This is a genomic window from Tenacibaculum sp. A30 (genome assembly GCF_051200845.1).
Lineage (GTDB): Bacteria > Bacteroidota > Bacteroidia > Flavobacteriales > Flavobacteriaceae > Polaribacter.
The window spans coordinates 1,481,997-1,495,693 of sequence record NZ_CP195160.1; the positions used below are offsets into that span (position 1 = coordinate 1,481,997).

Genomic DNA, 13,697 nt, shown 5'->3' on the forward strand with positions numbered 1-13,697 from the left:
TATTATTTTGCTTCTTCTGAAAGAGTTAATATTTTAACCTCTTGTCCGTTTTTAACACTACGAGCTCCTTCTTCAATAATTTTTGTCCCGCTTTCAATTCCGCTCAACACCTCAATAATATCTCCTTGTGTTTTTCCTGTAGTTATAATTGTTTGTTTAGCAGTCCCTATTTGATCTTTGATATCTTCTACTACGTATACATATTGCTCTCCGTTAGCATTTTCTGAAATAATACTTTGTGGTATTAGAATTGCCTTTTCATTAGAATAATCATTGATTTTTAACTTCGCTGTTAAATTTGGCTTGATGTTTCCATCTTTATTAGGAACCTCAACTTCTACTTTAAATGTTCTGTTTGCTGGATTGATAAAATTACCTGCTTGACGAATTTTAGAAGTCAATTTTTCTCCTAATACAGGAAACTCAACTTCTACATTTTTCCCTTTTTTAATAGACGTAATATAACTTTCAGGTACATCGGTTTCGATATACATATTCTTCAGGTTTACTATTCTAAAAACTTCTGAACCCATGCCTGGTGCTACCACTGTTCCTTGCTCTTTTATTACATCATCAATTACTCCTGAAAAAGGCGCAGTAATTACCGACTTTGCCAATTGTCTTCTTAACTGACTAACAGCATTGGTTTGTGCTTCATAATTTGTTTTTGCTTGTAAATACTGAATTTCTGATCCTATTTTTTGATTCCATAAACGCTCTTGACGTTTGTAGGTTGTTTCTGCTAAAGCTGCTTGCGCTTCAATTTGTGCTAATTGATTAGCCAAACCTCCATCATCAATCTTTGCTAGGGCTTGTCCTTTGTTAACATACTGTCCTTCTTTTACGTAGATACGCGTTAAAAGCCCAGGCATTTCAGGATAAATTAGTACATTTTGTTTTGTTTGAACAGCTCCTTGTAGTTCTAAATAATGGTCAAACACTTCTTCTTTTGCTGAAAGAACAGTGATTAAAGGAACTTTTTTATTGGTATCTAACTCAGATATTTTACTATTTAAAAGTTTAATATCTTCAGTTAATACTTGTATTTTATCTTCTAATGTTGCTTTTTTCTCTCGAATTTTAGCTAAGTCGTTAGATGCAATTACATCTTGTACCGATTGCTCTTTTTTGCCTCCACAAGAAGCCAAAAGCAATGTAATTGCGAATAGTGAATATATTTTTCTCATTATAGTTGATTTTGTTTTAGTGGTAAATTTAATGCGTTTTCTAACTGTGCTTTTTTGGCTATTACGTTCAACATTGATTGTACATAGTTGTTTTGTTGTGTGTATAGCTGGTTTTGTGCTTGTAACAAATCGAAACTTGAAGAAATTCCTTCAAAAAACTTTACTTGTTGCTTTTTCTCAATGCGCTCTGCTAAGGCTAAATTTTTCTTAGCAGTTTCATAGTTTTCTATTCCTAATTGATATTCGCTCTTAGCAGTTTCAACTTGCAGATTTAATTTTTGCTTCGCTTCTTCTAATCGGATATCAGCATTCTCTAATTCTATTTTAGCTTGCGCTGTTCTCGAACTTCTTCCGAAAGAACTAAAAATAGGCACGTTTAAACTTACTCCGAATAAAGAATAATCATACCATTTTTGGTCACTATCTAAAAAGTTAAAATCATCTGAGTTTGCATTTGCTCCGTAGTTTATAAAAGCAGATAAACTTGGCAGAGCCTTACTTTGCTCTAACCTCATTAACAAACGTTTGCTTTCTCTATCATTTTGAGCAATTTTAAAATCGATATGATTATCAATATCAAACTGAGTTGCTAACAAACTTAAATCAGTATTATCCACAACTAAATTATCTAAAGTAGAGGTTAAAGTTAGCTGAGTATCAATTGAATTTCCTAATGAAACATTCAGCATTTGATATGCTATTTCTTTTAATCGCTCAGCATTTCTTAAATTACTTTCAACATTTCCTAAGGTAATTTGAAGTTGTTCTACATTTTCCAACTCTGTTAACCCGTTATCATACGTTTTTTGGGTTTCATCTAAGTTTTTTTCAAGTACAGCTTTATTTCTTTCTAAAATTTCAATTGATTTTTCAGTAACCAAAACATTTCCATAAGCATTAACAACAGCTTCGCGTGTTGATAACTCTGTTTTTACTTTTGCTTGTTCTGAAATTTTCAAGTATGTTTTTGCTGATTGCAGCCCTACTAAATATGACCCGTCAAAAATTAGCTGAGTCAGTGTTACAGAGGCGTTCATGGTTTGTTTCGTACCAAAACGCAACGGAACAAAACCTGTAGGAGTAACAACCTCTTTACCGTTTCTTACAACACCATCAAAATAATCTTGAACAACATCAATTGTGCTTTGTGTATTGTCAAAAGCAGCTACTGGCAACAAAGAAACTTGTTGTTTTAACCAATTTTGATACTCTACTTTTCCATTAATTTGTGGTAAACCAATTGTGGTTGTTTCCCATTTTTTCTTTTTTGCTGCCTCAATATTATTTAAAGAAACTTTGTTCTCGTAACTGTTTTTTATAGCATAATCAATTGCTTCTTGCATTGACAGGCTTAGTTCTTTTTCTTGTTCTTGGGCAATAATTACCCCTATAAAAAAGAATATAAATACACTACTTATGTATTTTTTCATTGTTTTTAATTTTGATTCGTAATTTTTAGTTGTTTTTCTAATTCTTTCACTCCTTTCTCAGTGGCAATTGCTCTGATATGATATTCTAATATCTCATATTCAATTTTCATTATTTCTTGAACTTCGTCTCCATATAATTCGCTTTCAAAAACTCCAAAAACCAAGGTGAAATAAAAATTCACCATTAGCTCTTTGTCAATATCTGCTCTATACAATCCTTGTTCAATTCCTTTGGTTAAATTACTTACAATACAATCTTTAAACATGCACACCTCACGTTCTATTAACTTTGCATAGGTTTCTGGGTAGTACTTTTTAAGCTGATACATAGGTGATGCTTTTGAATTTTTAAGCATCTCTTTAAAAATTGCTTTTACAGCAAATTCTTCTTCTACAGCATTATAATTTTGACTTTTAACTGCGTTAATTGTTTCACTAATTGTGTTATGAACTGCCTCGGTACTAACATCTACCAAAGACGTTTTATTAGGAAAGTACTTGTATAATGTCTTTTTAGACATCCCAAGCTCTTTCGCTATATCATCCATCGTTGTGCTTTTAAACCCTAAGGTTAAAAACATTTCTCCTGCTTTATTAATAATTTTATTTCTCATAATCGAGGGCAAAAATACAACAGGAAACTTTAGAAACAAAAAAAGTTTCCTTAGTTTTAATCTTTTTTTAACACAGACTTACCATTAGAATTTTTGTTTACCGTATTTTTACAAAAATTTTCAGATTTGGACATATTATCATATCAATCAGACTTTATAGCTTATTTAGAATCTCAGAAATTCTCTAGAGAACCTAAAAACCTTTATGAACCAATTGATTATATACTTCAATTAGGAGGAAAAAGAATTCGCCCAATGCTTACTCTTATTGCTGCTGATATTTTTTCAGGCAATTATAAGCAAGCGTTACCTGCTGCATTAGCTGTTGAAGTTTTTCACAACTTTACTTTAGTGCATGACGATATTATGGATGACGCTCCTTTACGCAGAGGAAACGAAACTGTTCATGAAAAATGGGATATCAATACAGCTATTCTTTCTGGAGATGCTATGTTGATTTTGGCATATCAATATTTTGAAAATTATGAGCCTACAATATTTCAAAAACTAGCTCAGTTATTCAGTAAAACTGCTTTAGAGGTTTGCGACGGACAGCAATTGGATGTAGATTTTGAAACAAGAAACGATGTTACCATTGAGGAATACATCAAAATGATCACCTTGAAAACATCTGTTTTAGTTGCTGCTGCGTTAAAAATGGGCGCTATTGTAGCTAAAGCTGATGAAGAACAGGCACAACATTTATATAACTACGGATTAAATTTAGGTATCGCTTTTCAATTACAAGATGATTATTTAGATACTTTCGGGGATCCTGAATCTTTTGGAAAACAAGTAGGTGGCGACATTATAGAAAACAAAAAAACCTACTTATACTTAAAAGCGTTGGAAGTTTCCAATCCTAAGGATAAAGAAAGCTTATTAAACTTATACAACGGACAAGAAAAAAATAATACAGAAAAAATAACTACTGTTTCTACCATTTTTAGAGACAATAATATTCCTGAAGAAACTTTTAAACTTATTGAGTACTATACAAATAAGGCTTTTGAAAGTCTTGCACACCTAAACATTAGTGAGCAACAAAAAGAAGGTTTACGTGTATTCGGCGAAAATTTAATGAGTAGAAAAGTGTAAAAAAATAGTTATTTATTTAAAAAAGTTTTTATTTTTGCAATCCAAATAAAAACAGGTCCTATAGCTCAGCTGGTTAGAGCACCTGACTCATAATCAGGGGGTCCATGGTTCGAGCCCATGTGGGACCACCTTTAAAGCTTCACTTTTTGTGAAGCTTTTTTGTTTCGTAAAAACCACAAAAACAAACACTTCCCTTGTAAACATCAATAAAACTAACATTATTAGAAACCTCCTTTGCTTATCGGCACCCCCTAACCACTCCCAAAAAACTAAAGGAAAATAGTTTTTGAAGGTAACTCAACGATAATATTATTCCTCCTTTTTTGATTCATCACTCTTAAATCCAATTCTCCTTCTTGACTCTTGATCTTTTTTTTCTAATTCTGCCTCTAATCTTTTATACCTACTTATATCTTTAATAGTTACAACAACTGCTGCTATGTTGTTTTCATTATCTATTATAGGTCTTACACTCAGTAAAACTCTCCTAATAGTATTCGTCTCTTTATTCAACAACAATACATCAATATCATTGGTAATTTTACCTAGTAAAGCCAATTCAGCAGGTAGATTTTGTGCTGAGAAAACCTTTCCTTCATGCGGATTTAACACTTTAAAATAGGTATGCAATATGAAAATTGGGAATTTGATTTAGAATTAGTAGATACAAAAAGAAGTTACGAAATTTACAAATACATAAAAGGAGATATTACAGAGATAAATAATAAACAAGTAACATTTATATTTTGAACTGGATATATTATTTAAAATCAAGATTCAAACGTAAGCTAATCTATATACTCTATTATGTTAGTAAAAGTAAAAATAGCTACAATTTTTCATCTGTATCTACAAAAAAAGTCACTATAAATAAGCACTTTAACAAGTGGTTAAAAATCAATAAGTTTTTTCCGAATCCTTTACAAATATGAATTACTTGGCATAGCAAACAACAAATTAATCGATTTCCTGTGTTTAGGAGTTAATAAAAACATCTTCACCTCTTTTGTTCGTACATAAAAAATGGTACAGATGCCCTATTTTTTAGCATTACATTTATGTGTAATATAGCTACACAAAATCTAAAAATAATTATGAGAACAAGATTATTTATATTAATGCTAGGCTTAGGCTCTTTACTCACTACTAATTCTCAAAATTTGGGAGACTTTGAACCCAAAGAACAACGCGGTGCTTACGGCTCTAGAAAATTTAAATCTAAAGATGTTTATATCGCTAATTTTTCAGTAAACTATCAGCTATATAATCTAAAAACTACAGAAACAAATGGTGGTTTTATGGGGAGAGCATTATCTGGTAAAACAAAAGCTTCTTTAGCTGTAGGTATGGATATTCCTGCTACTACACTACAACAAATAACAGATGATGCTTACCAAAATTTTATACAAGATTTAAAATCAAAAGGATTTAATGTACTGAATGGAGATACAGCCGCAAACACAAAGTATTATGAAGGGTATCAACGTTTTGAAAATATGGAAATGAGCCTATCAGAGGTTCCTGGTATGATAACTGTTTACCCTAAAAATACTGTTTTTTTTGTAAAAGGATTTACTAATGACGGTAAGAAAAAGGGAGGTGGATTTTTAGGAAGTATCAATAGATTAAAAAATGATGACGGACGTAATAGCATTACTAGTGAAATACGTACATATTCAAAATTATCGTCAGAATTAAATGATGCTACCATTATTAATGCAGATGTATATGTGTTATTTCTTGACGTAAAAAAACCATATCAAGGTAGGGGAGCAAAGATTACTGCTAACACCAATTTACGTATTGCTGCGTATGAGCATGTAAAAAGTAGAGTAAAAAACAAATCGTTTACTACCAAAATAGGATTGACAGGAAAATCAAAGGAGAAAAATTACTTGTGTGTTTCGGCAATAGATTTTGTGTCAGGAAAACATAATATTGGTAGTTCGCCACTTGGTACGTACACGGGAGTACTAAAAAAAGATTTACAAATAAATGACGTAGTAGGTAAAGAAAAAATACAAGCTTTTGCAAAAACCGACACAGATTATATAGGCATAGAAACTGCTTTTGGAAAAATGTATAGAGCAGATAATATTTCGGTAGAAAACACTGCATTAATAAAAGCAAACGCTAATAAATACGAAAAAGGTGTAGCACAAGCTATTACAAAGTTTTTAGAACATCATGTGAATGAGTTTAACCGAAAGTTTTTTTAACATTAGTGTTTGTTTTTTAAGACTCTATATAAATAATATTCAAAAAAATCAATTATTATGAAAGTTAAAATTAAGGAGGCATGGATGCATATTGTAGCTTATTTTTATAATAAGCACAAGTTATGCATCGCAAGAATTCCGTAAGCATATTAAGAAAAAGATTTAAAAAAAACACAGAATAACATTCGAGTCTTTTACTAATGGTAATGGTGATCTCCTATGATTTTAAGCTAATCAAGTCTTACTAGTGGGCCTAACATGGTAATACAATCAGGCAGAACAAATACATATCAAACATATAATAAAAAGCATCTAATTGACGGTACTGTAATTAAAATAAGTAAACAAACAGGTAAAATTGAAATGCTTACTTACAGAAACGGCCCCTGTTTTAACTTAATTAACTGATAACCAAAAACCGAACAATACAAAAATGATTTAGGCAGATACAAGGTTAGACCGTTAGGTAGACACAGTCGCAAACACAAAGTATCATGAAGGTTATCAACGTTTTGAGAATATAGAGATGAGCATATCATAAGTACCTGGTATGCTTATAGTTTATCTAAACGATGCTACTATTGTCAATGCAGATTTATATGTTCTATTTCGTAATTTACTGAGCAAAGCTGAATTAAGCTGAAAGCACAATCATTAAACCTCATTTAAAATGAAAAAACTTTTTTTTATTGTAACATTTATTAGCATAACAGCTTGTTTAAATACGGTTAATGCTCAATCATTTATTTATGATGACATCAAGTTATCGTCTATTTACGATTTTTCTGAATTCAAATTCGATAAATACAGAGCGTATCGTACACACTTTGAAAAAGCTAACAGTAAAGGAAAGAGCTTAAAAAACAAGAAAAAATACAAACGAATAGACTTTATTAACCATGGTATGGCTCTTTATAGCACTAAGGTTAGATATAATTCAGGACTCTTTGACGGGCAATTTCCATTTTGTACTAGATATTACGTCTCAAATGAACAGTTGAATTATGATTATAATATTGAAAATGGAAATAATATACTTCGAAACCCAATGTTTTATGAAAATGGTAACTTTTGGAATGGCGTTGTAGAAGATAAAGGCGAACCTGGGGTTAATCGGTTTGTGGAAATTGACCCTGACGGAAATAAGATTGCTGACTTACCTTATAAAGAAAGATATTTTTATAAAAAGCATCCAAAGTACGGTAGAAATCGTGTCGACTATGTTTCGTCGAAAAACCCATCATATTATGCTCCTGCAAATAATGAAAATGACCGATACTATGGTTACGACCATACGGGAAGTTATTATAATTATGAGAATGACCTCGAGCTGACAGGGTTTATTTATCCAACTAAAAAGGATGTAACTAATGGTTCTGTATTGTTTATGGAAGACAAAAAGACACAAGAAAACTATTGGGTAGTAATCATTGACAAAGAAATTAAATTTAAAATAAAAGCGCATGCAAATGAAAAGCCAGACATTCTGCAATTGAAAAGACAAACCGATTTTGAAGTCTATTCATATAATATTGCGACCTTAGTTAGCCACGGTATTGATACTTTAAACGGTTATGGGGTACATATGATTCCGCAAGATAATAACAAACCAGGTGATGGAACTTTTTTGGAAGTTGGGCACTTTAAAAACGGAAAACTTCACGGTATTGGCTACCGCACAAAAATAGTGAGATATCATCGCGGTTACAGGCATGATGTTGATGCCGACTACGGATTGTTTGAAAACGGAAATCCCAAGAACACAAAGCATATTTTTGGTAACTCGGTGACAAAATATGAGAATATTTGGGATGTTATGCCAATAGAAGGTTTTTCTCATAAGGGTAGAAGAGGCCTTACAGGACGAATAAAAAATGGTTTTGAAACCAAAATTAATGAGTTAAAAGTAGGTGATATAGTTTATATAGAAAGTATTAACCGTACTGCGAAAATAAAAAGTGTGAATAATACCCAAAAGTATATCACGGTTTTTTCCGACAACCCTAATATACAAGCCAAAATTACTAACAACGAAAAAGTTTATGTGAAACATGATTATGTTGCCGACAACAATCAATCCTGTGAGAAAACAATACGAGTGCCAATTTATAAAGAAACAAAAAAACATGTTTATACCATTCCTGCAAAATACACAAATGATTCTTATACGGTAAAAGGAGTTTATTACGATAAACACGTATACAAATCAAACTATATACCTGCCCAAAAAGTTTATAAAGAAATAAGGTATGTTGATGGGTATACAAAGCAAGTATGCCCAATATGTAACGGAACAGGTGCTGCTAATAAAGGTAAAATTATAAAAACGGACTGGATACCAGTAGTATTTAACTAAAATACAATTTAATAGGTTTAGAAAAACAAAACATTAACTACAGCTCCATTAACTAACATAACGAAATAAAGCCAAATTATAGCTTGATACTACAATGAAACCATTGCTATCTATATTAGAACGAACATTGCAACACAACCGAAAGTGGAATTTTATCATATTTACGCTATTAACCTTACTTTCGGTAGTAAATGGGCAATCTACCGTTTTTTATATTATTTACTTTTTTTGGTTTAGTGAACTAATACGAATTATTGTCGATAGGTTTTGTTATAAACAAAATGAAAATTCCATAGTTAACATCAAGAAAGGAGAAACCATTTTTAGCTCTTTATTTATAATGGTAGTTTATTTCATTTTTATTATTGTCTTTTTTGGATTTATAGCAAACTGGAAAAATAATGAACTTACTTTAATTAATATGGAAGTGCTATTTTTTAAAAATTGGTTTTTTAATAGCAATCTATTATTCGTATTGGTTGAACGGATTTACCTCCATAAAACAGAGCAACCATTAGCTGTTGGTTTTGGGATGTTTACGCCAAATATACTCATACTTCATATATCCATTATTATGGGTGCAGCGTTGCTATTTTTTGTGGTAAAAAATTTTCCTAAAACTTTTACACCCGATAATTTATGGGGCTCTGTCATTATCATATTCCCTTTTTTTGATATTGAGTGCCATACTTTCTTCTTATAACACTTCAAAAATAAATATTCAACAATAAAATTTTAAAAAATGCAATTATTTATAAATCGTTTCATAACACTATGCTTTTTGCTAACAAGTTATTTTTTGGTAGCTCAAAATGAAATTGCTTATTACCCACCTGACTGGACTTTTAAGAATACTATTGATGTGGTTGACTATTCTCAAATAAAAACAATGACTAAAGAGGTCTTTGAAATTGATGAAAACAAAGAATATCCTTTTTCTAAAGAATATTGGAGTTGGAATAACACCTACCAATTAACGGACTATCGTTTTATAAATCAGCCAATGAAAGAAATGAGTTTTGATGTACGGATAAACTATACAAACCCGAATGGCAACCAAATAAAAACGATTACCATCTTTAATACAGTGAAAGAAAAGATGATTGAAGAACGTCAGTACAGCTATGGTTCTTTTAATGTAGATAAAATTGTCGTAAAAAGATATTTACTCAATACCAATCCAGATGTTTTTGAAGTAACCTATCAAGGAAATGATAATGATTATATTAAAGAAACAGTTTTTACCTCAAATAAAAAAATATCCTCGCAAACTAAAAGCTGGTACAATTACGCTACAAAAAGTTTAAAAAAAGAATACTATAAAGAGAACATTAAAACACCCGTAGAAACAGAACATTTAAAATTTGATGCACTTCAAAAACCTCTTGAGCGTACTATTGGTAATTTGGGTGTAACCACAACAACAAAATACAACTATAAAAGTAGGAAGGTAGAAGTGTTTGGTGATGAAACTGATTATAAAGAACTCATAAATATAGAAAAAGACAGTGAACCCTACCAAAAATTTGAATATGAATATGATGATAATTATAATTGGATAGTACGTAAAACATATCAAATGAAAAATAATAAGTGGTTATATACTACTATTACCAAACGTACTATAACATATAAAAACTAATATGAATAAGATGAAAAAAATAATCGTTTTACTGTTTGTTATCAATGTTTTTAAAACGTATAGTCAAAAAACAAATGACTGTCTAATACCACCACAAACTCATTGGAAATCATTCGGTTTTAAAAAACAGGTAAAACAAGTAAATATAGCCTACTACAAAGTAGATAGCATATCATACAAGCCAACAATGATAGAAGTGTATTCTTTTAACAAAGAAGGCTTTATTATACAAAAGTATTTTAAAATATTTGGTAAATACGCTAGCGAAACAGCTACTAATTATGAATATAATAATGGCTTGTTAGACAGTATAAACACGTATGCTTCATCAGTAAATTTTAATAACAAACAAAAATTACATTATAACACCAATCAAAAACTCACAAAAATTGTAGCGAATGGCAAGTTTTCAAATTTTACGGATACGTATACGTATAAAAATGGTTTGGTAAATTCAATAGAAAGATCATACTCCAACGGGGGGAGAATGACAACTTATTTTAACCATAATAAAAATTACAGTCGTATTAAAGAAACTAGTGTAAATGGTAAAATTACTGAAAGTTATACTGTTTACGATGGAACTGAAAAATTTGCATCATTCTATTTGGGCAGAGAACCGATAGTTACTTTTTACAAGGCTTATCATCATAATGATTTAGATATCGAAGTAAATGAAAACGCATTAAACTATGCCTTAAAAATGCGAAAATTAAAAGAACAAGAACCTAATTCATTTGTCAAACTTATGGGTGAACTACAAGGTAAACCCACCACAAGAACCATTTTTACTATTCCTGCAGAAAGTAGAAACGAAACGGGCGATTGGATAAAGCGTTTGCAAATAGACAAACAATATAATATGCATATAAGACGATTGGTATTTAAAAAACTAATCTATGCAGATGGATCCGAAAGTGGTAGTACCAATTTTGATGTCTTTTTTGAAAAAAAAGTAGCTCGTTTAAAATAAAACACCTATAAAAAATGAAAAAATATTACACACTCATTATCATATTTTTATTAAAGACACTTGTAGCTGAAGCACAAACTATAAATTGGGTAAACGCTCCTGTTAATCCATTACCCAAAGGTGCTAGTTTAGATAAAACACAACTAAAGGGTGATGTATTTCAAGACAGTTTTACTTTTTACGATAATAAGGGTAATTGGTTAGATATAAAACATAGAAAACATATAAAATTTGACAATTATAACAGACCCATATCAGCAACATATACCAATGGAAAAACACTCAATTTCAAATATGATGCTAACGGAAATCTTATTTACGACGAAGGAAAAATTTATGAATACGATGCACAAAACAGAATTAAAAAAGCAATTTACAGCTACAAAACAGAAGAATATAGTTATATAAAACAAGGTGATTTGGTTATAGTAACTATTACATCTAAAGTAACAGATAAACTACCAACTACTAAAACTGAATATTACAGAAACGGGTTGCTAACAGCAAGAAAAGCAAACAAAAATAACAGTAAAACATTTTTTAAATATCAATACGATTCTAAAGGTAACTGGATACAAAGAACAGAAACCAATGCTGCAGGTAATATGTTACACCAATATAACAGAAGCATTATTTATCATCGTGAATATAAAGATTTTGAAAAAAATGCACAAATAAAAAAAACTACGGGCGACTTAAACTTAAAAGGCGGTTTGGCAATACCTCATTTATATATCAATGGTAAATTAGACAACACGTCGCTATGGAACAAATTTAACAACGATTATATATTCTTTAATCCATTAACGAACACTTATTACATTGCGAGAAACGCCCTTGACACATCAATAACTTTAAATACTACAATTCCTTTTGAATTTTTACTACAGTCAGAAAATAGTATTATTAGTGATGGTAAATCAGCAATGTGTATAGAGCGAGGCATCCCATCAATTTTTTCTTACAGAAAGTGGAAATACCAATCAGAATATAAAAATATTATTGCTAGAGATACTAAAAGTAAAGATGTTTATTTTGCAGAAAGCGCACTGCAAAATACGAGTAAAGAAACCAAGGCATACCCTGCAATTTCTATGACCTCTAGAGGGAATTCAATTTGGTATATCCCATCAGAAGACAAAGAACACGTAAGCTTTTTTATAGCAGGTAAACGGTTTAAGGATTATAAAATTGAAGGGTATGTTGAAGGGACAAAAGACTACGTGTTTTCAATCAGTAATGTTCCAACTTATGTATTAAGCAACTTTGCTAATTCAAAACCAGGCGTATTTAACAAAGGACGTTATTTTAATATTTCTACCGATAAAATTTCAGGCAAAACTAATACTACACAACCTCAAAATAATAAAACAGAAAATGCTTGCATAAAAGGTAACTGTACCAATGGTTATGGCACTTATGTTTTTAATAGCGGTAGCAAAGTGTTTGGCTTTTTCAAAAGTGGTAAACTACACGGTTATGCACAATTTTTCTTTGCCAATGGTAATCGTTATGACGGTGATTTTTATAATGGGTATCGTAATGGTTTTGGAATTTATTATTGGAATAAACTCAACGAGCAGTATTATGGGCATTGGAAAGATGGCAAACAACACGGTTATGGGTATTACGTTAAAAACAACAAAACTTTTCAGGCGGGTATTTACACACAAGGTAAATTAACCACCAATCTTTTTACTGATTATTTACAGAAAAAATCAACCGGTAAAAATTGCTTAGGAAACTGCCAAAATGGGTATGGTGCCTTTAAATACAACCAAGGAGATGTATATGTTGGCTTCTTTAAAAACGGACTACCATATAAGGCAGGTGCTTACAGGTGGGCTAACAAAAACTTTTATGTAGGCGACTGGGATAGCAATGGTAAAATTAATTATTCAGGAATGTTTAAAACACCAACCTATGTGTATTCTGGAGCATTTGCCCACAATGGATATATTACGGGTTTAGGTGTTAGAACAGATGTTAAAACCTTCACTCAAACCTATGGTGAGTTTAAAAACGGTCAACTAATTGTAAATTATGCAAACGGCTACAATCCTGCAAATAGTAAAACAATGCCTCAGAAATAATTGAGAATGTACAACAAAGTTTGGCAAAAAAATAACTATCAATAAAGTAAATAAAGACCACGCAGTTAAAGATTTATATAAGATA

General features: G+C 30.9%; 11 protein-coding genes and 1 tRNA gene. 8 read left to right on the top strand and 4 right to left on the bottom strand.

The window, feature by feature from the left end:
• Positions 1 to 2 precede the first annotated feature (2 nt).
• Genes ACR9ES_RS07140 through ACR9ES_RS07150 form a run of 3 tightly spaced genes read right to left on the bottom strand, consistent with a single transcriptional unit; the run spans position 3 to position 3,231 of the window.
• Positions 3 to 1,187, bottom strand: coding sequence for an efflux RND transporter periplasmic adaptor subunit (locus ACR9ES_RS07140; protein ID WP_435253703.1), 1,185 nt, complete (start codon positions 1,185 to 1,187; stop codon positions 3 to 5).
• A complete protein-coding gene (locus ACR9ES_RS07145) occupies positions 1,187 to 2,617 on the bottom strand; it encodes a TolC family protein (protein WP_435253704.1) in 1,431 nt (476 codons plus the stop codon). The genes ACR9ES_RS07140 and ACR9ES_RS07145 overlap by 1 nt, the downstream gene beginning before the upstream one ends.
• 5 nt (positions 2,618 to 2,622) lie before the next feature.
• Positions 2,623 to 3,231 (bottom strand): TetR/AcrR family transcriptional regulator, encoded by a 609-nt coding sequence (locus tag ACR9ES_RS07150; RefSeq protein ID WP_435253705.1) that lies wholly within the window; start codon positions 3,229 to 3,231, stop codon positions 2,623 to 2,625.
• A gap of 126 nt (positions 3,232 to 3,357) precedes the next feature.
• Here ACR9ES_RS07150 and ACR9ES_RS07155 point away from each other — a divergent pair, with 126 nt between their 5' ends.
• Together ACR9ES_RS07155 and ACR9ES_RS07160 are read left to right on the top strand one after the other, a co-directional pair.
• Positions 3,358 to 4,329 carry a polyprenyl synthetase family protein gene (locus ACR9ES_RS07155; protein WP_435253706.1) on the top strand — a complete coding sequence of 324 codons (972 nt, stop codon included), beginning with the start codon at positions 3,358 to 3,360 and terminating at the stop codon, positions 4,327 to 4,329.
• Between the two features lie 54 nt (positions 4,330 to 4,383).
• Positions 4,384 to 4,457, top strand: a tRNA-Ile gene (locus ACR9ES_RS07160).
• 181 nt (positions 4,458 to 4,638) lie between these two features.
• Here ACR9ES_RS07160 and ACR9ES_RS07165 read toward each other — a convergent pair.
• The gene (locus ACR9ES_RS07165; protein WP_435253707.1) at positions 4,639 to 4,941 is read right to left on the bottom strand and encodes a hypothetical protein; all 303 of its coding nucleotides are present in this window, start codon (positions 4,939 to 4,941) and stop codon (positions 4,639 to 4,641) included.
• 482 nt (positions 4,942 to 5,423) lie between these two features.
• Here ACR9ES_RS07165 and ACR9ES_RS07170 point away from each other — a divergent pair, with 482 nt between their 5' ends.
• The 6 genes from ACR9ES_RS07170 (at position 5,424) to ACR9ES_RS07195 (ending at position 13,612) form a co-directional block, all read left to right on the top strand.
• A complete protein-coding gene (locus ACR9ES_RS07170; RefSeq protein WP_435253708.1) occupies positions 5,424 to 6,548 on the top strand; it encodes a hypothetical protein in 1,125 nt (374 codons plus the stop codon).
• Positions 6,549 to 7,218: 670 nt separating this feature from the next.
• A complete protein-coding gene (locus tag ACR9ES_RS07175; protein ID WP_435253709.1) occupies positions 7,219 to 8,904 on the top strand; it encodes a hypothetical protein in 1,686 nt (561 codons plus the stop codon).
• A gap of 94 nt (positions 8,905 to 8,998) precedes the next feature.
• Positions 8,999 to 9,607, top strand: a complete 609-nt coding sequence (locus ACR9ES_RS07180) for a hypothetical protein (protein ID WP_435253710.1) — start codon at positions 8,999 to 9,001, stop codon at positions 9,605 to 9,607.
• A gap of 39 nt (positions 9,608 to 9,646) precedes the next feature.
• Positions 9,647 to 10,546, top strand: coding sequence for a hypothetical protein (locus ACR9ES_RS07185; RefSeq protein ID WP_435253711.1), 900 nt, complete (start codon positions 9,647 to 9,649; stop codon positions 10,544 to 10,546).
• A gap of 10 nt (positions 10,547 to 10,556) precedes the next feature.
• A complete protein-coding gene (locus ACR9ES_RS07190; RefSeq protein ID WP_435253712.1) occupies positions 10,557 to 11,519 on the top strand; it encodes a hypothetical protein in 963 nt (320 codons plus the stop codon).
• Between the two features lie 14 nt (positions 11,520 to 11,533).
• Positions 11,534 to 13,612 carry a hypothetical protein gene (locus ACR9ES_RS07195; RefSeq protein WP_435253713.1) on the top strand — a complete coding sequence of 693 codons (2,079 nt, stop codon included), beginning with the start codon at positions 11,534 to 11,536 and terminating at the stop codon, positions 13,610 to 13,612.
• The last annotated feature ends 85 nt before the right edge of the window (positions 13,613 to 13,697 follow it).

Excerpts from the sequence above, each read along its gene's own strand:
- ACR9ES_RS07195 (WP_435253713.1), top strand. The coding sequence starts at position 11,534 with ATGAAAAAATATTACACACTCATTATCATATTTTTATTAAAGACACTT.
- ACR9ES_RS07180 (WP_435253710.1), top strand. The coding sequence starts at position 8,999 with ATGAAACCATTGCTATCTATATTAGAACGAACATTGCAACACAACCGA.
- ACR9ES_RS07145 (WP_435253704.1), bottom strand. The coding sequence starts at position 2,617 with ATGAAAAAATACATAAGTAGTGTATTTATATTCTTTTTTATAGGGGTA.
- ACR9ES_RS07150 (WP_435253705.1), bottom strand. The coding sequence starts at position 3,231 with ATGAGAAATAAAATTATTAATAAAGCAGGAGAAATGTTTTTAACCTTA.
- ACR9ES_RS07190 (WP_435253712.1), top strand. The coding sequence starts at position 10,557 with ATGAAAAAAATAATCGTTTTACTGTTTGTTATCAATGTTTTTAAAACG.
- ACR9ES_RS07170 (WP_435253708.1), top strand. The coding sequence starts at position 5,424 with ATGAGAACAAGATTATTTATATTAATGCTAGGCTTAGGCTCTTTACTC.
- ACR9ES_RS07140 (WP_435253703.1), bottom strand. The coding sequence starts at position 1,187 with ATGAGAAAAATATATTCACTATTCGCAATTACATTGCTTTTGGCTTCT.
- ACR9ES_RS07185 (WP_435253711.1), top strand. The coding sequence starts at position 9,647 with ATGCAATTATTTATAAATCGTTTCATAACACTATGCTTTTTGCTAACA.
- ACR9ES_RS07175 (WP_435253709.1), top strand. The coding sequence starts at position 7,219 with ATGAAAAAACTTTTTTTTATTGTAACATTTATTAGCATAACAGCTTGT.